We start from the raw sequence: 19,757 nt of genomic DNA, 5'->3' as shown, positions 1-19,757 counted from the left end.
GAATAATCCAGGCTAAGGTATCCCTGCCAACACCAACCTCTGCGTAGCCCTGGTCGCCGCCACATACAACACCCGCGCCGCCTCCCTGCGCGCCTGCGCCTCGACTTCTGACAGCGCCTGCGCACCCTCTCCCGCATCGGTAGCCTCTGCCCCCAGCCGCTCCACCCCCGGTATCGCCACCATCGGGAATTCCAGGCCCTTGCTCACCTTCATGGTCATGACCTTCACGCTGTTGGCCAGCGGGTCGTAGTCGCCCGGCCCCCGGCGGTTTTGCACGGGCACGCCGCGTTTGTAGAGGGCGCTAGCGCACAGGTCGCGGATTTTTTCGGTGCGGCACAGCACGGCCATGTCGCCCCAGGCAAAGCCATCCGCATGTGCGCCTTGCAGCAGCTCGGCGATCTTGGCGGCCTGTTCGGGCAGGGTGGGCAAATTGATGACGATGGGCTCGGGGCCGTCGCGGCCGCAGCTTACGGGTTTGACGAGGGGGATGCCGTCGTCGTCGCGGTCTTCGGCGGTGAGCAGGTCGCCCGCGATGGCGTTGGCGGTTTGCAAAATCTGCCGCGTGTTGCGGTAGTTGATCTTGAGGATGGTGGTTCGGCCCTGGGCCTGGATGCCAACGCTTTTGAAGCTGAAGTTCTTTTTGCGGCCCCGCTCGTAAATGCTTTGCGCGTCGTCGTACAGCACCAACAAGCTATTGGTGGTGGGGTCCACCATTTGCGCAACGAGCTTGAGCCATTCAGGCGCAAAGTCGTGGCCTTCGTCGATTAGCACGGCCAGATATTGGCCGGTGGGGATGTGACCCCGGTCCACGCCGGTGATGACGCGCTGGACCATGTCGGCCATCTTGGCGTCCACGCTCTGGTTGTCTGCGGGCAAGGCTTGCCCATAGGCCACCAGCTGGGCGCGTGCCCATTTGTGGAAGTGGACGCAGTGCACTCGCTCGTTCAGGCCCTTGGCGGACATGGTGGCGGCGAGCTTGACGGCCAGGGGCTCGTTGTAGCAGAGCACCAGCACTGGCTTGCCTGCGGCGTGGGCGCGGGCCAAGTACTCGGCGCGGTACCCCAGGATCATTGTCTTGCCCGAACCGGCCACGCCGTGGATGACGCGGTGCCCGTCGCCCAGGGATCTAGCCAGCTGCTCTTGCTGCAGGTCCATCACGCGCATGATGCTGGGCAGCTCGGCGGCTTCGTCGGTGTCGTCAAACAGCGGGTCTTGCACCTGCACGCGCACCTCGGGGAACATGATCCAGCGCACGCGGTCCATCTGCGGCAACGACATGGCCCCGCCCATCATGTACGGGAACATGTCCCACAGGCGGCTTTGCAAGGCCTCGGGTTCCACGTGTTCGCCCATTTCGTCTTGGCAGACGACGCGGTGCGACTCGATGGCGTGGCCGAGTTCGGCTTTGTCGAACTGCGCGCGGGTGATGTTGGGCAGCACCACACCATAGCTCCACGGAAAAGCCAGCTTGCCTTGGTAGCGGCCGTCGGGGTGGACGAGTTGCGGATCACGCTCCAGCGCTTGCACCACCTGGTGGGCATATTGGCGGGCTTGCTCCAGCGGGTTGGGCAGGGTTTTAGGGCCGGTTTCGCCGTGGATTTGCCAGGTCTGCTTGTTGGCCTGCAGGATGGTGGAGAGGCGATAGTCCTTCACCTCCAAAATCAAGATGCCCCGGCGCGGGTGCATGACCACAAAGTCCGGGTGCTGGTAGCGCGGGCCCACGGCCACGTCGTACCACAGCAGGTAATCTGCATCGAGTTTTTGCTCCAGCCTTTCGGCCACCCGTTTTTCGCCGCTGGTCATCCGGGCCACGCAACTGCCAAGTGCGGGTATTAGCACCGCCATCCGCTGTCGTCCCTCTTGTTGTGGTTAGGTTGATGGTTGCGGACCATGATGCCAAAACCGCTACAAAAAGTATTGCGTTTTACGACCAAAGCAGGGCCCCAAGGCCGACCGCTGCCCAGCGCAAGGCTGTGCCACCATCGGCAGGCGCACAAGGTGCAACATGAGCCCCCATCCGAACTCGCCCCTCCCCATGCCGCTAGAAGCACCCTCCGCCGTTCTGCATTTCTGGTTCACCGAACTCGCCGCCCAGCAGCACTTCGCCAAAGACGCTGCGCTGGACGAGACCATCCGCAGCCGCTTTGGCCCCACGCTAGAAGCTGCGGCCCGCTGTGAGCTGTTTGCGTGGCGCGCCACGCCCGAGGGCCGCCTGGCCGAAATCCTGGTGCTGGACCAGTTCTCGCGCAACGTGTGGCGCGATACGCCCCGGGCTTTTGCGCAAGATGCGTTGGCCCTGGCGCTGGCACAAGAGTTGGTGGCCCGTGGGCAAGACCAGCGCCTGCCCACCGCGCAGCGCGTGTTTGCCTACATGCCCTACATGCACAGCGAATCGGCCGCCATCCACCAAGAGGCGCTGGCGCTGTTTGCACAGCCGGGCATGGAAAACAACCTCGACTTCGAGCGCCGCCACAAAGCCATCATCGACCGCTTTGGCCGCTACCCGCACCGCAACGCCATCCTGGGTCGCACCTCTACGCCCGAAGAGTGGGCGTTTTTGAGCGAGCCCGGGTCTGGGTTCTAGCCACGGCGATGGTTTGCTATGTTTTTTGTAGCTATTCGTGCTTGATTGATCAGCACGAGCGGCCGTTTTGATGCTCACTGCTATGGTCTGACGGCGACCTGCGCAAGAACCCAGGCGGGCACACGCCCGCCACCGTGGCCAGTCGGCCCTCCGATCTGCGATACAACCAGCGCCATGCAGCAGACACCGCCCTCTCCGCCCCTGTTCACCCCCACCTACGGCCCTGTGCCACCCGGCCCGCTCGCGGGGCCGTTGCGGCTGCGCCCGGTCAACGCCACGGCGGTGGCCGTGCACACCGCCACGGGCGCTCATGTAGGCACGCTCAAGCAGGTGGGCGGGGTGTGGAAGTTCAAGGCCATGGGCTACAGCGCCGATGGCGGCATGGAGCCGGGGCATGGCCCGCTGACGGCGCAGCACAACATGGCCTTTGCCGCGCCGGATGCGGCCGAGGTGAGCGCGCGGCTGCTGGGGGCGCTGCAGGGCGGCTAGCCCCTATGAGCGTGGCGAGGGGTTCAAAGCCTCACCGTGACGGACAAGGGACCCCAGCGGGCGCGCCAGAGTGACGCCCCATGGCGCGCCACATCTGCCCGCCCTCACCCCGCCTGCTGCCCCAGCACAAAATCCAGCACCGCACACACGGCCGCTACCTGCGCGGCAATGCACTCCTCGGGCGTGGTGCGGGCGCTGTCGGGGTACACCTCGGTGGTGGTGGTGTAGCGCGCGCCGGTGGCGCTGCCGCACAGGCCCCAGGCGGTCAGTTCGTAGCGGATAACGCCGGGCTCGGTCATGGGCGAGCCGATGAGTTCGTTCTTCTCGTCGGGCAGCGCAATGTGGGTGACCTTGGCCACGGCCTCCAGCACGGCCTTCTGAAAGGCGGGCTGGGGGTTTTCGGTGTCGTCCACCAGATAGAAGCCGTCCGGAATGGTGCCGGGCACGAAGGCCTTGCCATCGCGCGCGGCCACGGCGGGGCGGTATTCGGATTCGTCGGTGTCGGTGGTTTCGTGCAGGTCGATGTGCGCGGCAAACTGGCCCTGCAGCGGCGCAATCAGCGCCAGCAGCGCGGCGGGCTCTTGCACCGTGGTGCCGGGCCTGAAGCTGCGGTTGGGGTCGATGGCGTCGTGGTTCCAGCGCTGGATGCGCTCCCAGCCCCAGGGGCTCACGCAGGGGGCCACCAGCCAGTTCACGCGCTCGGCGTAGCGCTCGCCATGTTCTTGCACAAAGCGCAGCGCGCCCAGCACGCCGCTGGTTTCATAGCCGTGCACGCCGCCGGTGACGAGCACCGTGGGGCGGCCTGCGGCCCACTGGCGCGGGCGGATGGATTGCAGGGCGTAGCGGTCGTCGCCATAGGCCACCTCGCCGTAGCTGCGCACGTCAAAACGCTCGCGCAGGGTATCGACCACGGCCAGCACATCCTGCGCATAGCTGCGCTGGCGCACCTGGCGGGCGCGCCACTGGGCGACTTCGGCCGGGCCCCAGGGCTGGCCGGGGGTGCCAATGGGATACGAAGCGGGCGGAAACGCCGATGCGGGTGCGGCGCTGGGGGTGCTGGGTGCCAACATGGATGCGGTGCCTGGGTCAAAGGTGCAAGAGTGCCTGCCAGAAGGCCTGCGAACAGGGCGGCGGGTGTGCCGGGCCCCCGATTGTGCAGGCGCTGGCGCGCGGCCTGCGCCCCGCCATCGGCAGCGCTGCGCCGTTGCAACGCGAGCGTCGCGCAGGCCACAGGCCGGGCGGCATCGCCCCGGCCCGGCGGGCCTATGCACGGCAAGCCTTTGCTGCGCGGGCCTATGATTCGGCCCGACAGCGCCTGCTGCGGTTGCACGCGGCGCACCGGTTGCACAACTCAAGGGATTTCATGGAAAAGATTCTTTCGGGCTTTGGCTCGCTGCTCTACCGCATGCGGTTCACCATGCTGTTCTTCTATGTCGGGCTGGTGGGCATCATCTTCGGCATCCTGGGCAAGTTTTTGCTGGAGACCTTCAAGCTCATGCAGACCCTGCTGCTGGGCGACCTTGAGAAGATCGAGCTGATCATCAAGGTGCTGGAGCTGGTGGACATGACCATGGTGGCCCAGCTCGTGTGGGTGGTGGCCCTGGCCGGGGTGTCGCTGTTTGTGACCACCGGGCACTTCGACCAGAGCGACATGAAAAAGCCCGACTGGCTGGACCATGTGAACACCTACAACCTCAAGCTCAAGCTGGCGTTCGCGATCATTTCCATCTCGGGCGTGCATGCGCTCAAGACCTACCTGAGCGGCGACCTGACGCTGGAGAGCGTGAAGGTGGTGACCTACATCGCCATCATCCACTTCACGTTTGTGCTGTCGGCCATCGGCATCTCGTTTGCCGAGCGGCTCACGCGCGAGAAGCCGCACGACGAGAACTGAGCCCACGGCCCCGGCAGGGCCGGGCCTGCCCCGCCCTGCGCAGCCCCACCGCCGCCCGCCCGCGCCATGGCCCGCCCGCACCACCATGTGTACGTGATCGAGCTGCACCCCCGCGTGCTGGACGAGCCGCGCTTTCGCAAGGCCAACCCCGGCTATGTGCCTGGCAAGCCCTGCGTGTACGTGGGCATGACGGGGCTGGACCCAGACGTGCGCTTTGACAAGCACAAGGCGGGCATCCAGGCCAACCGCTTTGTGCAGCGCTACGGTCTGCGCCTGCTGCCCGATCTGTACGAAGGCTTCAACCCCATGCGCTACGACGAAGCCGCCGAGCGCGAGGTGGAGATCGGGATCGATCTGCGTTCGGCCGGGTTTGGCGTGTGGCAGGCCTGATGCGCCGGGCACGGCCCGCGTGCCAGCGGCGGCGGGCGGGCGACGGTGCCGGGCGCCGCTGCGGTGCCGGGCGCCGCTGCTGCGCCAGGCCGCGCCCGCGGTGAATCGGCCAGGGCACCCACAATACGCACCGGTCCAAGTGCCGACCGACGCGCTGCCGCCCCCCCCGACAAGCCCCGCCCCACACGCCGCACCCGTCTGCAGCGATGCAGGCAGCGCCCGGATAATCCGGCCGCATGAACCTCCTGACCGACCTTTTTCCTTTGGGCTGGCAGCACTACCTGCTGGGCGGCCTGTGCCTGGGCGCTGGCGTGGCGCTGCTGTTTGTGTGCACCGGCCGCGTGGGCGGCATGAGCAGCGTGTTCTCGTCCACCTGGACGTACGCCCTGCGCACGCGGCCGTTTTTTCAGCAGGCGCGCCTTGTGCAGTCGCGCGGCTGGCGGCTGGTGTATGCGCTGGGCGTGGTGCTGGGCGCGGCGGTGTGGTGGCTGTGGGCGGGCGGCGGCGTGGCGCAGACCACGCAGGTGCCCACCTGGCAGCTGCTGGTGGGCGGCTTCTTTGTGGGCTATGGCGCGCGGCTGGGCAACGGTTGCACGTCGGGCCACGGCATCTGCGGCCTGGGCTCGCTGCAGTGGCCGTCGCTGCTGGCGGTGCTCACCTTCATGGCCACGGCTTTCGTCACGGCCAACCTGATCGCCTGGGGGCTGGCATGAGCGCGCCCGCACCGTCCGCGATGGCCGTGCGCGCGCCGCACACACTGGGCCAGTGGCTGGCCACGCTGGTCGCCGGGGCGCTGTTCGGCTTTGGGCTGGCGCTGTCCACCATGGTGCAGCCCGAGGTGGTGCTGGGCTTTCTGCGCTTTGAAGACTGGGGCCTGATGCTGGTGATGGGCGGCGGCGTGCTGGTGACGCTGCTGGCCTACCAGGGCGCGCCGCGCTGGCTGCGCGCGCCGCTGCTGGGCGGCCAGTTCGACACCCAGGCCCGCCCCTGGAACCGCGACACCCTGCAGGGCGCGGCGCTGTTCGGCGTGGGCTGGGGCCTGTGCGGCGTGTGCCCGGGGCCGGCCATTGCCGCGCTGGGCACGGGCAACACGCAGCTGCTGTGGGCGCTGGTGGGCATTGCGCTCGGTGCGATGGCACAGGGCTGGCGGGCCGACGCCAAACGCTGACAGCCGTCCGCTATAAATTTAATAGCTGCTCGTGCTTGAATTCCAAGCACGAGCAGGCGTTTTGGCTTGCAACCTGGTGCTGCAGAGCGCTCAGCGTGGTGCCTCGTCGGGCGTGCTGTCGTCGGCCAGCAGGTGGCGGCGCATCAGGTCAAAAAAGCTCTCGTAGAAGCTGTTGGCCGCGATGGTCTCGCTGCCCACCTTGACCAGCGATTCGCTGCTGGCCGTGAGCGGCAGCGACACCGAGCCAATGGCCCCCACGCCCAGGCTGGCCGAGTTGTTGGACTTCTTCAGGGTGTAGCTGTCCTGCACGGCGGTCACAAAGCCCAGGCTCACGCGGCCGTCGGGCGATTCAGGCACACAGACCACGCGGATCACCATCTGCAGGTGCGACTCTGCGCTGGGCTGGAAGTTTTTGTGGCCCTCGACCAGGTCGGGCGTGTGGGTGGTGATGATGTAGCCCTGGCTCAGCAGCGCACGTCGCGCAGCCTCGCAGGTGCGGTCGGGCCGCGCATCGAACAGGCGCGAATAGGTGGTGCCGGAGTCGAAGCGCTCCTGCGGCTCAAAGCGCGGCAGCGGCGGGCTGGTGGCGCAACCGGCCAGTGCGGCGGCCAGCAGCGCTGCGGCAGCGGCCAGCGGCAGGCGTGCGCGGCGGCTGGGGTGGGCGGGCCGGGATGGCGTGGTCAAGCTGGTGGTCATGGTCCCTCTCTGGCAAACGCCTGGGGGTGGAGTGTGGCAGAGCGCAAAAGTTGCAGGCCCAGGTGCAGGCCCGTTGCGGCAGGGATTTGCAGCCTGCCGCTATAGTCGCGGCCCCACACCGAAAGGAGCCGCATTGTCCCTGCTTGCCGTGGCCGGCTGGTGTCTGGTGGTGGCCGTCTCGGACGGCGACACCCTGACGCTGCAGTGCCAGAAAACCCCGGGTGCCGCGCCGCTGCGCGTGCGCGTGGCCGACATTGACGCGCCCGAACGCAAGCAGGCCTACGGCCTGCGCTCGCGCGACCACCTGCGCGCGCTGTGCCTGCGCCAGCAGGCGCGCATGACGCCCGTAGACCGCGACAGCTACGGCCGCACCGTGGCCCGCGTGGAATGCCGCGGCCAGGACGTGGCACGTGCGCAGGTGGGTGCGGGCATGGCCTGGGTGTACGCGCACGCTCCGCGCACGCCCGACCCGGCGCTGCAGCCGCTGCAGCAGCGCGCGCGCAAGGCACAGCAGGGGCTGTGGTCGCAGCCGCGCCCGCAGCCGCCCTGGGTGTACCGCCAGCGGCATGGGGCACAGGGTCGGGGCTGAATACTGCGGGCACTGCGGGCGCTGCGGCGCTCGGCCCGTCTGCCCACACATCCAACGGCCCACGCCGAGGCGGGCTGGGCTTTACGCGTTGGCCTGTAGCGCGCCTGCCAGCAGGCCGGGCAGGCGCTCGGCCTTCATGCGAAAGCCGCAGGCTTGCGGATGGCCGCCACCGCCCATGCTCTGCGCCAGCGGGATGCAATCAAACCCGGGCTGCGAGCGCAGCCCCACCTTGACCACCCCGCCCTTGCCCGCCGACCACATGAGCGCAAACGTGCCGCTGCGCTGCGACAGCAGATCGCCCACGAGGCTGTGGAACACGCCGGGGGCATTCACCATCAGCCCCGCATGGCCGTTGAAGACCACGGGCTGCGCGCCTTCGGCAATGTCGGCCGCGAGCTTGCGGAACTTGGCGTCCATGGCCTGGCCGCGCTCCATGAAGCGGGCCTGCTCGGCGGCGTCAAAGCGGGCAATCGTGTCCCAGCGCGCGATGTCTTGCGGCTCCATGTCGAGCGCCGCCAGGTAGGCGGGGCTGTCGGGGTACTGCCAGTTCCAGAGGTCGCGGTCTTCGATGTAACGCACCAGATCGGGCAGTTCGGCGTCGGGGTGAAAAAACTCCCAGGCCAGGCGCGCGCCCGACTTGGCCATGTCGAAGTACACGGCGCCGCAGCGGCAGGCAAAGCCCTCCAGCTGGTCGGCGGCGCTGCGGTGGTGGTCCAGCAGCACCAGCTTGGCAGCCTGCGCGTCGATGCCGCGCAGGATCTCGGCCGGGAACGAGAAGTCGAGGATGTACACCGCCCGCCCGGCCAGCGGGGGCAGGTCGGCCAGGGTCTGCACCTCGCCGTGGTCCAGCCCGCGCAGCTCCACCGCCCCTTCGTAGTAGCGCCAGGCCGCCAGGGCCGCGCCAAATCCGTCGGGGCAGCCCTTGCCGTGGTAGAGCACCAGCGGTGCGGGGTCGGCGCGGTCGGGCGCAGTGGTCAGCGAAAGGGGCAGCAGGGATTTCTTCATGGGCCGCGCATTGTCGCGGATCAGGCCCGGGCCGCCATGCGGCTTGCGTCAGATGGGCAGCCAGCGCCACCAGAACGGCGTGCGCACCTCGCGCGCGCCGCGGCCTTGCAGCAGCGAAATCAGCGCCGTGCGGCCATATCGGCGCGCCGCCTGCAGCGGCGTCATGTCGTCAAACTCCGACTTGAGCTGCGGGTCGGCCCCGTGTTCCAGCAAAAAACGGGCAAGCTCGTCATGCCCGTGGATGAGGCTGGCCACCAGCGGCGTGCACAGAATCTCAGGGTGCTGGTAGTTGGGGTTGACGCCCGCGCGGATGTGGTGGCGCACCAGCGCCAGATCACCCGCCACGGCGGCGGCGTACATGTCTTTCCAGTCTCCAGCCGACATGGCAACTCCTTGGGGTTCAGGGTGGGCGAATCACGCAGATGCGGGGCCGCAGTGTAGGCCGCCGGGGCTGCGGCACAATCCGCGGCTTTCCCTAGTGCCCGCCCCCGTGTTACCGAATGCCCTGCCCGCCCTGCCCGTGCTCTGGCGCGACGACCACCTGGTCGCCGTGTACAAGCCCGCAGGCTGGCTGGTACACCGCACGGGGCTGGACGCAGGCGAAACCCGCTTTGTGGTGCAGGCGGTGCGCGACCAGCTGGGCCAACGCGTGTACCCGGCGCACCGGCTCGACAAGGGCACCTGCGGCGTGCTGGTGCTGGCGCTGCACCCCGAGGCCGCGTCGCGCCTGGGCCAGGCTTTTGCCGAGCACCGCGTGCACAAACGCTACCTGGCCCTGGTGCGCGGCTGGGCCCCGGAAGCGGCGGATGTGGACCACGCGCTGCGCCCCGACGACGCGCCTGCCGACGCCCCGCCCCAACCCGCACAGACCCGGTTCACACGCCTGGCTCGGTGCGACTGGCCCGAGGTGAGCGATCCGCGCTTTGCCAGCACGCGCGCCAGCCTGGTACTGGCCGAGCCGCACACGGGCCGCCGCCACCAGATCCGCCGGCATCTCAAGCACATCGCCCACCCGATCATTGGCGACGCCACGCATGGCAAGGGGCCGCTGAACCGCTGGTGGGCCGAGCGGCTAGGCCTGCAGCGCCTGTGGCTGCACGCCTGGGCACTGACGCTGCCGCACCCGGCCGACGGACGGCCACTCGTGCTGCACAGCGGCCTGCCCTGGCCGCTCAATGCGCGCGCCCAGCAGGCCTGTACAGGTGCGGGTGCCGAGGCCCCCACCGAAGCGCCCTGGGCAGCCTGGCAGCACCTGGGCGGACTGCTGCCCTGGCAGTGGAGTGCCACCCCGCCCGCACGGCCCTGATGCCGCGCGGCCAAGGCGGATGTGCGTCAGCGGCCCACGCGGCGGCTGTGCCGCATGCCCCACAGGCCCAGCAAGCCCGACAGCAGGATCAAGGCCCATCCACCCAGGGTCGGAATCGAGGCCGCGTTGGACGGTGCCGGCACGCCAATGCCGCCAGCGTCCCGCACGATGCCGTTGGCCACGAGATCGTCGTCGCCCAAGCCTCCATCAATGATGGTGATCGTGACGGTGTTGCCCGCAACGACCGCAGAGTCAAACGGGTACCAGTGCGGCGTGGTGTTGGAGGCCGTAGGACCGTACTTCCAGAAACGCGCCCCGGCGGGCAGCGCCTGAGGGTAGGTGAAGGTGATGGACACCGAGCCGCCGACCGCGCCGCCCGTGGCAACGAAGTCGAACACGCCGTAAGGGAAGCTCCAGCCCGACAAGGCTGACCCAGGCGACTTGGGATGGCCGGAGACGCCGATGAAGCCCGCGCTCTGGTACAGGCCGTTGCCCGCAGCCGTGAACTGCCAGGGCGCCGCGGTGGTGGCCAACACCTGCCCACCGGGGGTGTTGCCGGAAATGGACGTTCCGACCCCTGCCGGGACGGTGACTGCAAAGTCCTGCTGCACGGCCGACGCAGCCGCGTAGGTGGCGTCGCCCGCCTGCGAGGCCATGAGGCGGCAAGTGCCCACGCCCAGCAAGCGCACGGTGGCGCCCGTCACGCTGCACACCGCCGGAGTGGCGCTGGCAAACGACACTGTCAGGTTGGAGCTGGCGGTGGCCGACACGGTGAAGTCGGCATCGCCCAGCGCTTTGGCAGGCAGGGCAGCAAAGGTGATCGTCTGCACGATCTTGCCGACGCTGAGGCTCAGCGTGGCGGTAGCGGGCAGATAGAACGCATCACCCGCCTTGCTCGCGGTGATCTCACAGGTGCCCAGCGCATCACCGCGCACGGTGCTGCCGGTGACGCTGCAGAACGTGCTCCCCTGGGTGACGCTGTACGCGACGCCCCCCGTTCCAGCGCCACCCGAGACCGACAGGCTCGCGGTCTGCTGCAGTTGCAGACTGGCCGGGTTGGCCGACAGCGTCAGCGTGGGCTGCGCCGCCTTGGAAACAGTGATGTCCACCGTGGCCGAAGCCGCGTTGTACAGCGCATCGGCCGCCTTGGTGGCCGTGACCGTACAGTTGCCCACGCCAATGCCGGTGACAGTGGCACCCGAGAGCTGACACTGGCCTGCACCCGCCGTGATGCTGTAGCTCACGACACCGGAGCCCGAGCCCCCAGTGGTAGACAACGCCGAGGTACCCAGATACACAATCGCCGCGGGCGATGCGACCGCCGTCAGCCCAGCCTGGTCGGCTTTGCCCACGGTGATGTCCAGGGTGGCGGTGACCGCCTCGAAATCGGCGTCGGCCGCTTTGGTCGCTGTCACGGTGCAGGTACCCGGCAACACGCCGGTGACCACGGCACCGCTGACAGAGCAGAACGAAGCGCCCGCCGTGACGGCGTACGCCACCGACCCGGTACCCGAGCCGCCAGTGGTGGACAGCGTCGCCGATCTATTGACCTGCACCGAGGGAGACGGGGCGGCCGACACCGTCAGCGGGCTCTGGCTTGCGCGGGTGACCGTCACCTGAACGGTGCCCGTCACCGGGTTGTAGTTGGCATCGCCTGCCTTCGTCGCGGTGACCGTGCAGTTGCCAATCGCCAGCGCCGTGAGCGTGCTGCCTGTCACCGAACACGAGGTGGCCCCTGCGGTCACCGCATAGCTCACAGCGCCAGCACCAGTGCCGCCGGTGGTCGACAGCGCAGCGGTTCCATTGAGCACCACCGAAGCCGGGTTGGCCACGACAGAAAGCCCGGCCTGCTCTGCCTTGGTCACCGTCACATCCACCGTCGCGGTGGCGGCCTGGTAGTTCCCGTCGGACGCTTTGGTGGCCGTCACGGTACAGGTGCCAGCGCCGGTGGCAGACAAGGTGCTGCCCGTGACCGAGCAGAAGGAGCCGCCCGCCGTCACGGCATAGCTGACCGCGCCAGTGCCCGCGCCGCCCGAGGTGGACAAGGTCGCCTGCCCACCAAATACGACGCTGCCTGGCGAAGCCGTCACGCTGAAGCCGACCTGCGAGCCCTGCGCGTTGGTCAGGGCGAACTGGGCCGTGAGGCTGCCGGAGGTGGCGCTCACGTTGTAGCTGCCGGCCACCATGTTGGCCGTGGCGGTCACGGTGGCAACGCCTGCGGCGTCGGTGGTGGCCGATGTCGAGGGCGCGAGCGAGGCGGATGCGCCGCTGCCGGGCACCGAGAAGTTCACCACCACCCCGGGCAATGCGCGGCCGTCCTGATCCGTGATCTTCAACGAAAGCGACTGCGCGAACGCCGCACCGATTTGGGTGCTCTGGCCATTGCCGCTCTCCACCGTCATGGCCGCAGGCGGCCCGAACGGATCGATGCGCAGCACGAGTCCGTTGGAGCGCATGGCACCGCCGGACAGCGCACCCGTGGTCGGCGCGGTCAACCCATTGGAGCCGGATGTGCTGGTAAAGCCGCCCACCGACAGGATGGTGTCCGCCCCCAGAGTGCCCGCGGCCACGGCCCACATGCCGTCGTAAGCCGCCGTCCCCAGAAAACCGCTGTAGGCCACCTGGGCAGCACTGCCTGCGGTGCGGTGGGTCAGCCGCACGATGAAGCCGTCGTCCAGCCCGCGCGGGGTGGTGGTCAAGCCGCTTTGTGCCTGCACCGGAAAGCCCGCCCCCGATGCCGTCTGCCCCACGACGTACACCGCATCGGCATCCTGTGCGATGCCGCCGACGCTGTCGTACCCGCTGCCTCCCAAGTAGGTTGCATACGGCAGGCTGCCGCCCAGTCGCACGATGAAGCCGTCCATGCCGCCGCTGTTCGAAGCGTAGGGCCCGTTGGCCAGCGCCCGGGCTCCGGCGTTGTTGGCCGGAAAATTGGATGAACTCGTCTCCCCCCCCACCAGCACGGAACCATCTGCGGCGATTGCCACGGCCAGTGCGCGGTCGATGCCCGCACCAGAGCCGGTGAGCAGTTCCACGGTCACACTGCCACCCGATTCCGGAACCGTCGCGACAAAAGCGTCCAGCAGGTCGGCTGTGCGGTCGCTGTTGGTGATGGTGCGAAAGCCGGTCAAAGTGGGCAGCGACGCCGCGCTGGAATTGGTGGCACCGACGACCACGGCGCTGCCATCGGACTTCACGGCGACCGCGTGGCCTGCTTCATCGCCGCCGTCTCCCCCCAGAAAGCCTGCGTACTCCAGCGTGGAGCCATTTGCCGCGACCCGGGCCAGGAACGGGTCCATGCCGCCCGTCGCGGAGGCATCTCCGCCGTGGCTGGTGCGTGGCCCGACGTGTGCCGGAAACTGTGGCGCCGCCGTGGTGCATCCACTGCCCGCCGACGCGGTACACACGGAATAGCCCGTCACGTAGGCGCGTCCCAGCGCATCGACGGCGATGCCGTTGGCCTGGTCGTCTTCACTGCCACCGATGTAGCCTGCATAGCCCACGCTGGCACCGTCGTTGGCCAGACGCACCACGAAGGCGTCTTTGTGGTCGCCGGTCTTGCTGCGGCGCAGCCGGTTGGCGGCATCGGTCCCCACGGCGGGAAAGTTGTTCGAGGTGGTGCCACCCGCCAGATAGATCCGCCCGAGGCCATCCAGCGCCAGGCCATGGCATGCATCCTCACCACTGCCGCCCACGTAGGTCACAAACTGCACAGCGCCACTGGCGTTGAACTTGACCACAAAGGCATCGGTTGCGCCACGGGCCCCGCCGCCCGTGGTCACCGGCAGGTCGGTGGACTGGGTCACCCCGCAGGCGTAGGTATTGCCGTCGCTGTCGCGCGCCACGGCGTACACCAGGTCGTCGGAATTGCCACCCACCAGGCCCGAGTAACCTGTCCAGGCAGGGTCGATGATCAGGGGCCGGCTGGCGTCGTAAGCACCCAGGCGAAAGCCCACGCGCCAACGCTGTGCCCCTAAAGACTCAAGCCGGTAGGCGGAAGTCACGACGACCTGCCCTTGCCCACCTGCACCCGGCTGAAACACCAGCGGTGCCGCATCGGCCATGCGCTGGCCCGCGACATGCCACACCAGCGACCCATCGGACAGCACTTCCGCACGGTCAGCACCTTCGACCACCCAGGCCACGCGTGCCGGGTCTGCGCCGGGTGCAAGCTCGAACTGGTACTTGAGTCCTGCTGCGCTGCCCGTGAACACGGCATCGATACCCGGCCACACCTGGCGGTAGGCAATACCGGCATAGGTGCGCAGATGCGTCTGCCAAGACGCCGCCGAGGGACCCACCAGCCAGTGGTACTGCGCAGGCGACGCGTCAAAGCCCTGAGGCTGTACCGGCGCCGCACCCTCAAAGCGCATGCGCAAAGGCCCCACGCCGCCTTGTTTGGACTGCAGCCCCGCCCCTTCGCGCGCATCCATGACCACGCCCTGCGTGTCAAAACCGATCTGGCGGCCCGGCACCATGGCCCGGAAGGCAGCGCCCCCCGAAGCCTCGGCGGGCAACGACAGAAAACGATGCTGGCGCTCGGCAAGCTCTCGCTGCACCAGGGCTGCCGAAGGGGCAGGCCCCGCAGCACTCACGGAGCCGGCGATCACCGACAGACTCAGGGCAGCAAAGATTCGACGCATGAACAAGAACAATCAGAAAATGTCGCAGAGGGCCGAAGACGCGGACAAGCATCGGTGGCCTGCCCTGACAAGGCGCATCAGGTGCGTGGGGGAAAGATCCCCTGCATGGCAATCACGAAATTGAGCACAAGATACGGCGGCAGGTTGTTGTGCGGCTGACTACCGCCAGCTGTGGCCAGCATCTGCGTCGATGTCACCGCGGGTGTGGTGCCCACGGGGGCATACGGGCGATGGGTGGGCTGACCGAGCACAGCCCCGGAGGGGTCTGCCAATGCCGCGTCTGCGGGGCCGGCCACATTCAACGTGTGCTGGTGCACCGGAATCTGGGACTCCACCAAGGTGACTTGCTCAGCGCCGCCGGTCTCTCCGAGGGTGCGCTCGCTCAACCCTACCGATTGCCCCCAGTGCATGGGCATGCGCCCCTGCAGATCGGGCAGCGCAAAATTTTGGCTACCGTTACCGCCATAGGTGGTACCCAGCAGGGAAAACAGCGCCGTATTTTGTGACAGGGGCAGCAACCGCCCGTCGCAAAACGCCCAGCCACTGGGTGCAAAGTTGCAGCCCATCATGCGGACTTCCGCGATAAATGGATCCATGGTCAGTTCTGAGACGGATAAACGCCCGTCAGGGCAATGGCAAACCCCAGGGTCAGGTAGGGCGGCATGTTGTTGTGGGGCTGGCTCCCACCCACCGCAGAAACAGCTGTCTCCGCCATCGACGCGGTGGCTGCACTGGCATACCCGCCCCGCACGCCTGCGTGCACCGCATTGGCCGGGTTGCGCACGGTCCCCGGTGCGCTGGTGCCGGAGACCGTGTGGGTATGGGTCGGTATCTGGGAAATGTTCAAGGTCACGGACTCAGAACCAGAGCGTTCGCCCAGAACGTGACCATTGCCGAAGTGCATGGGCATGCGCCCGCGCAGATCGGGCAAGGCGAAGTTGGTCCTTCCGTCGCCACCGTAGGTGGTGCCCAGCAGCGAAAACAGCGCCTGGTTTTGGTTGATTGGCAGCAGTTGTCCGTTGCACATGGCCCACCCTTGGGGCGCGAAGTTGAAGGAGACCATGCGGATCTCCGACAGGAAAGGCACAGCCATAGCGTTACGTCTGCGAAGGAAAGATGCCGTACAAGGCAATGATGAAAGACAGCGCCAGAAACGGTGGCATGTTTTCATGCGGCTGGTTGCCCCCGACACTGGCCACCGCAGAGGCAGCTAGCGACGATGACGGCGCACCGGCATTGGCAAACGCCTTGTAATCGCGATGCCGCGCGGGTACCGCATTGGCTGGGGTGGAGAGGAATCCGGGTCCGCTGGCTGCCAGTGCGGTGTGGGTGTGGCTGGGCATCTGCGCCGCCCCCAAGGTCACCTCCTCGACGCCACCCATTTCGCTCAACACGAAGTTGCGACCGCCGGGAGTCAAGACACCCATGTGCACGGGAATGCGGCCCTGAAGGTTGGGAAGCGCGAAGGTACTTTGACCGTCTCCGCCATAGGTCGTACCGATGAGCTGAAACAAGGTTTCGTATTCGGTGATCGGCAGAAGTCGCCCGTCGCAGAAGGCCCAGTCCCTCGGGGCAAAGTTGCCGGCGAACATGCGGATCTCGCCGATGTAAGGAGTGCTCATACAGGATTCGCGGCGCGCACTCCGAATCAGGCAGGTGCAGCGCTGCAGTCGTCAGCTGAAAGAAGGAAGAGAGTTTGCACGCGACATCGCGCCCGGGCGGCACGGCGTGCGCAGGGTCTTGCAGGGGAGAAACCTTATCACTCCCGCCCATAGATGCGAGCAAAAGAACATTTGGATACGTTTTGCGGGATGGGGGGACGGTGTTTGTGGCCGAGATTCGATGGCCTCAGAGGCCGACTTCGGGCAAGATGCGCGCCTTCCGCCCCAAACGCCATGCCAGACATCTCTCTCTCCCGCCGAACCCTGATGGAGGCCAGCGTGGCCTCGGTATTGCTCACCGGCGCGACCGCGGCCTCCGCCAAGACGGCCGAGGGTGCTTCGCTGGAGCTGCGCCACTTTGTGCCGCTGGTGGGTGAGAACTTTCACATCACCCCGGTGGGCTCAAGCGGAGCGCCGTCGCATGCACTGGCGCTGCGGCAGGCCGGGCCCCTGACCGATACGCCGCGTGCGACCGACCCGCAACGCAGCTTCCGTCTGGTTTTTGAATGCCCAGGCGCAGGCGTGGCCCAGGACACCTGGCAACTCGAGCACCCGGCGCTCGGCCGCCATGCGGTGTTCCTGAGTCCCAACGACGCCCAGGGGCGACTTGTGGAAGCGGTGTTCCTGCGGCTCTGACCCACACCTGCCAGCACGCCCCAACGCGGTTGGCTACGGCCGCTGTGCCGGACGAACCAGGGTCTCGTGCATCGTCAGGCCCGCTCCATCGACCGGGGCGAAACCCCAGCGGATGTACCAGTCGCGTGCGCGACTGTGGCGCAACACCTCCAGCCGCACCGGCAAGGCGTGCGCGTCGGCACACGCCATCAGCCCCCGCAACATGGCCGTGCCCAGCCCCTGGCTTTGCCACTGCGGATGCACCCCGATGTCCACCAGATGCAGTGCCGCAGCCCCGCCCCGCTCAGATCGCCATGCCATGGCCCCCACTAGCGAGCCAGCCTGCTCGGCCACCTCGCAGTACACGTCCGGAAAGCGTGCCCGGTATTGCTGCCACTGGCTGTCCACCTGCTGTGCACACAGCGCCTGCAGTTGCGCAGGCGCAAGGCCCAGCAGCGCAAAGTCAGCGGCCCGCACGGCCATGCGCAGGGCACGCAGTGGCTGGGCGTCTTGCGGCGCCTCGCGACGCCAGCGGACCGTGCTGCTGTGCGGCAACACGATCCGGGTCGGTGGCCGCACCGCGTCATCGGCGCTTTCAGAGGGCATTGTGCTCATGCGCCGAGCATACGGTCTGGCGCTCTCGATGGAACGTCGGCAGGAAGCTTCTACACTGCCGCCTTTTGCCGCATGGGCTCTTGGACTCGGCGGTGTGTATGGATGCCTGTGCCTGATTCTTCTTATGCAACGTCCCACGGCAACCTGCGCGGCATCCTGGCCATGCTCGCGGCTGTGGGCTGTTTTTCGCTGATGGACGCGCTGCTCAAGCAGTTGTCGGCCCACTACCCGGCCGTGCAGGTGGCTGCGCTGCGCGGCTGGGCGGCGCTGCCGCTGGTGGCGGCCTATGTGTGGTGGCGCCAGCAGGGGCCCACGCTGCTGCGCGTGCGCTGGCCGCTGCACCTGTTGCGCGGCGCGCTCAATGTGACCATGCTGGCCTTGTTTGCGTTTGCGCTCAAGTCGCTGGGGCTGGCCGAGGCGTACACGCTGTTCTTCATTGCGCCGCTGCTGATCACGCTGCTGTCCACCGTGGTGCTGCACGAGCGCGTGCGCGCTGCGCACTGGGTGGCGATTGCGATGGGGATGGTGGGCGTGCTGGTGGCGCTGCGGCCCGATGGCGCGTCGATGTGGAACGCAGGCGCGCTGGCCGTGCTGGGGGCCGCCAGCTGCTATGCGCTGTCGGCCATCACCGGGCGGCTGCTCAGCCGCACCGATTCGAGCGCGAGCATGGTGTTCTGGACGACCACCCTGCTGGCCCTGGGCGCGGGCGCGCTGGCCTGGCCCGGCTGGCAGCCCGTGGCGGCCGCGCATGCACCGTGGGTGGCGGGGCTGGCGGTCACGGGTTTTCTGGGGCAATTGGCGATCACGGAGGCCTTCCGGCACGGGCAGGCGTCGGTGGTGGCGCCATTTGAATACACGGCCCTGGCCTGGGGCGTGGGGCTGGATTGGCTGATCTGGCTGGCCGTGCCCGACGCCGCCACGCTGATGGGCGGCGCCATCATCATCGCCAGCGGCCTGTACCTGGTGCGCACCGAGCGCACGCAGGCCACGCTGCCGCCCTGACCAGCCCAGACGTGCCGCCGCCCTGGCCTGCACAGGCCCGCAGCGTGCGCGCCTGTTGCTCAGGCTTGCAGCGGCCGCGTGAGGTACACCCCTTCGCGCCCCACGATGGGCTCGCGCGTGGGCATGAACACCGTGCAGCCGTCGCAGGGCGACACGATGCGGTGCGGCCCGTCGGTGGCAATCAGTTCGCCCCGCGCAAAGGTTTCAAAACCCACGAGCGGACGCACAAACGCAAAGTCGGGCGTCTGCACCACAAAGGTTTCGAGCAGCGCATAGCGGTGTGCGGCGGGCCGGACCACGCCGCCGGGCACAGCGTCGGCATCGATCAGGCCGCAATGCGCCAAAAAGGCCCAGGTCGTGGCCACGGCCGTGTCGGCGGCCGACTGCGCAAAGTGCTGCCCGCACTCCACCACCAGCGCCGCACCCGGCGCACCGGCCCGGCCATGCGGCGCGCACTGGATCAGTGGCGTGCCCGTGCCCAGGCCGTCGGACATCAACAGGTGGATGGCCGGGCCGCCTACGGCCAGCGCCACGGCGGCGTTGCCCGGCGTGTCGGGGTACACCCAGAACGGTGCCACGGGCTGGCTGGTGGAATGGATGTCGAGCACATGGTCGGCCGCGGCCACCACCGGGCGCAGGGCGCGCGCGCGGCGCAGCTCGGGCGAATCGCCCGGGCCATCGAGCTGCGCGGCCGACCACACGCGGTTGAGGTTGTCCACCATCTGGCGGTTGGCAAAGGGCTGCGCGGGGTCGAAGGCGTTGTAGGCCTCGACGTGCGCAAAGCTCACGGTGAGCGTACCGATGCGCGGGCGCACCCCCTCGTCGAGCAGGCGCGTGGCGGCCACCATGCCGCAGATTTCATTGCCATGCGTGAGTGCGTTGATCAGCACATGCGGCCCGGGCCGGCCCGAATCGAATCGGTGCACGTAGTCGATGCCCGTGTTGCCCTGGCGGTAGGCCGACAGGTCGCGCGGCAGCACTTCGAGGGGGGGTAGATCCAAAACAGTCATGCAAAACGTCAGCGGGTAGAAACCTCACAGCCACGGTGGCCGAGGGACTGGAAGAAATGGCAGGCACAGACCCGCGGGGGCCCCGGGCGC

At 68.0% G+C, this 19,757-nt stretch carries 21 protein-coding genes; 10 read left to right on the top strand and 11 right to left on the bottom strand.

Annotated features, from left to right (window positions below):
* Window positions 1-12: 12 nt before the first annotated feature.
* Window positions 13-1,845 (bottom strand): 3'-5' exonuclease, encoded by a 1,833-nt coding sequence (locus tag ABD866_RS03320; RefSeq protein WP_345061112.1) that lies wholly within the window; start codon window positions 1,843-1,845, stop codon window positions 13-15.
* A 190-nt stretch (window positions 1,846-2,035) separates the two neighbouring features.
* Here ABD866_RS03320 and ABD866_RS03315 point away from each other — a divergent pair, with 190 nt between their 5' ends.
* Entirely contained in the window at window positions 2,036-2,584 is a 549-nt protein-coding gene (locus ABD866_RS03315) for a DUF924 family protein (RefSeq protein WP_345061109.1), read from the top strand.
* Between the two features lie 174 nt (window positions 2,585-2,758).
* On the top strand, window positions 2,759-3,073 hold the full coding sequence (locus tag ABD866_RS03310; protein ID WP_345061106.1) for a hypothetical protein: 315 nt from the start codon (window positions 2,759-2,761) through the stop codon (window positions 3,071-3,073).
* Window positions 3,074-3,177: 104 nt separating this feature from the next.
* Here the strand turns inward: ABD866_RS03310 and ABD866_RS03305 are convergent, their stop codons facing one another.
* The gene (locus ABD866_RS03305) at window positions 3,178-4,143 is read right to left on the bottom strand and encodes a M14 family metallopeptidase (protein ID WP_345061104.1); all 966 of its coding nucleotides are present in this window, start codon (window positions 4,141-4,143) and stop codon (window positions 3,178-3,180) included.
* 293 nt (window positions 4,144-4,436) lie between these two features.
* On the opposite strand from ABD866_RS03305, the gene ABD866_RS03300 reads away from it, so the two are divergent.
* The 4 genes from ABD866_RS03300 to ABD866_RS03285 all read left to right on the top strand — a co-directional run bounded on the left by ABD866_RS03300 (window position 4,437) and on the right by ABD866_RS03285 (window position 6,525).
* The gene (locus ABD866_RS03300; RefSeq protein WP_345061101.1) at window positions 4,437-4,967 is read left to right on the top strand and encodes a YqhA family protein; all 531 of its coding nucleotides are present in this window, start codon (window positions 4,437-4,439) and stop codon (window positions 4,965-4,967) included.
* 66 nt (window positions 4,968-5,033) lie between these two features.
* Window positions 5,034-5,357 (top strand): hypothetical protein, encoded by a 324-nt coding sequence (locus ABD866_RS03295; RefSeq protein ID WP_345061098.1) that lies wholly within the window; start codon window positions 5,034-5,036, stop codon window positions 5,355-5,357.
* A gap of 236 nt (window positions 5,358-5,593) precedes the next feature.
* Window positions 5,594-6,070, top strand: coding sequence for a YeeE/YedE family protein (locus ABD866_RS03290; protein ID WP_345061096.1), 477 nt, complete (start codon window positions 5,594-5,596; stop codon window positions 6,068-6,070).
* Entirely contained in the window at window positions 6,067-6,525 is a 459-nt protein-coding gene (locus ABD866_RS03285) for a DUF6691 family protein (RefSeq protein WP_345061094.1), read from the top strand. The genes ABD866_RS03290 and ABD866_RS03285 overlap by 4 nt, the downstream gene beginning before the upstream one ends.
* 90 nt (window positions 6,526-6,615) lie before the next feature.
* On the opposite strand, the gene ABD866_RS03280 is transcribed toward ABD866_RS03285, so the two are convergent.
* Window positions 6,616-7,221, bottom strand: coding sequence for a DUF2242 domain-containing protein (locus tag ABD866_RS03280; RefSeq protein ID WP_345061092.1), 606 nt, complete (start codon window positions 7,219-7,221; stop codon window positions 6,616-6,618).
* Between the two features lie 133 nt (window positions 7,222-7,354).
* On the opposite strand from ABD866_RS03280, the gene ABD866_RS03275 reads away from it, so the two are divergent.
* Complete coding sequence (locus ABD866_RS03275; protein WP_345061090.1) at window positions 7,355-7,810, top strand: thermonuclease family protein; 456 nt, start codon at window positions 7,355-7,357, stop codon at window positions 7,808-7,810.
* A gap of 81 nt (window positions 7,811-7,891) precedes the next feature.
* Here the strand turns inward: ABD866_RS03275 and ABD866_RS03270 are convergent, their stop codons facing one another.
* Window positions 7,892-8,815 carry a DHH family phosphoesterase gene (locus ABD866_RS03270; protein ID WP_345061088.1) on the bottom strand — a complete coding sequence of 308 codons (924 nt, stop codon included), beginning with the start codon at window positions 8,813-8,815 and terminating at the stop codon, window positions 7,892-7,894.
* A gap of 48 nt (window positions 8,816-8,863) precedes the next feature.
* The gene (locus ABD866_RS03265; protein WP_345061086.1) at window positions 8,864-9,199 is read right to left on the bottom strand and encodes an ankyrin repeat domain-containing protein; all 336 of its coding nucleotides are present in this window, start codon (window positions 9,197-9,199) and stop codon (window positions 8,864-8,866) included.
* Window positions 9,200-9,320: 121 nt separating this feature from the next.
* Between ABD866_RS03265 and ABD866_RS03260 the strand changes: the two genes are divergently transcribed.
* Window positions 9,321-10,121 carry a pseudouridine synthase gene (locus ABD866_RS03260; protein ID WP_425549539.1) on the top strand — a complete coding sequence of 267 codons (801 nt, stop codon included), beginning with the start codon at window positions 9,321-9,323 and terminating at the stop codon, window positions 10,119-10,121.
* 26 nt (window positions 10,122-10,147) lie between these two features.
* Here ABD866_RS03260 and ABD866_RS03255 read toward each other — a convergent pair whose 3' ends face one another.
* The 4 genes from ABD866_RS03255 to ABD866_RS03240 form a co-directional block, all read right to left on the bottom strand.
* Window positions 10,148-14,764: a beta strand repeat-containing protein gene (locus tag ABD866_RS03255; protein ID WP_345061082.1), complete on the bottom strand. Its 4,617-nt coding sequence runs from the start codon at window positions 14,762-14,764 to the stop codon at window positions 10,148-10,150.
* A gap of 77 nt (window positions 14,765-14,841) precedes the next feature.
* Window positions 14,842-15,360, bottom strand: a complete 519-nt coding sequence (locus tag ABD866_RS03250; RefSeq protein ID WP_345061080.1) for a phage tail protein — start codon at window positions 15,358-15,360, stop codon at window positions 14,842-14,844.
* 2 nt (window positions 15,361-15,362) lie between these two features.
* A complete protein-coding gene (locus ABD866_RS03245) occupies window positions 15,363-15,857 on the bottom strand; it encodes a phage tail protein (protein ID WP_345061078.1) in 495 nt (164 codons plus the stop codon).
* 4 nt (window positions 15,858-15,861) lie between these two features.
* Complete coding sequence (locus ABD866_RS03240; RefSeq protein WP_345061076.1) at window positions 15,862-16,386, bottom strand: phage tail protein; 525 nt, start codon at window positions 16,384-16,386, stop codon at window positions 15,862-15,864.
* 273 nt (window positions 16,387-16,659) lie between these two features.
* Here ABD866_RS03240 and ABD866_RS03235 point away from each other — a divergent pair, with 273 nt between their 5' ends.
* Complete coding sequence (locus tag ABD866_RS03235; RefSeq protein ID WP_345061074.1) at window positions 16,660-17,061, top strand: DUF6916 family protein; 402 nt, start codon at window positions 16,660-16,662, stop codon at window positions 17,059-17,061.
* A gap of 33 nt (window positions 17,062-17,094) precedes the next feature.
* On the opposite strand, the gene ABD866_RS03230 is transcribed toward ABD866_RS03235, so the two are convergent.
* Entirely contained in the window at window positions 17,095-17,655 is a 561-nt protein-coding gene (locus ABD866_RS03230) for a GNAT family N-acetyltransferase (RefSeq protein WP_345061072.1), read from the bottom strand.
* A gap of 102 nt (window positions 17,656-17,757) precedes the next feature.
* Between ABD866_RS03230 and ABD866_RS03225 the strand changes: the two genes are divergently transcribed.
* Window positions 17,758-18,657, top strand: a complete 900-nt coding sequence (locus ABD866_RS03225) for a DMT family transporter (protein ID WP_425549538.1) — start codon at window positions 17,758-17,760, stop codon at window positions 18,655-18,657.
* Window positions 18,658-18,716: 59 nt separating this feature from the next.
* Here the strand turns inward: ABD866_RS03225 and ABD866_RS03220 are convergent, their stop codons facing one another.
* Window positions 18,717-19,667: a M14 family metallopeptidase gene (locus ABD866_RS03220; RefSeq protein WP_345061068.1), complete on the bottom strand. Its 951-nt coding sequence runs from the start codon at window positions 19,665-19,667 to the stop codon at window positions 18,717-18,719.
* Window positions 19,668-19,757: the final 90 nt, after the last annotated feature.

The organism is Acidovorax lacteus (assembly GCF_039540375.1).
Lineage (GTDB): Bacteria > Pseudomonadota > Gammaproteobacteria > Burkholderiales > Burkholderiaceae_C > Acidovorax_G > Acidovorax_G lacteus.
Note: the sequence above shows the minus strand (reverse complement) of the source record. Positions and strands in the feature narration are given on the sequence as shown.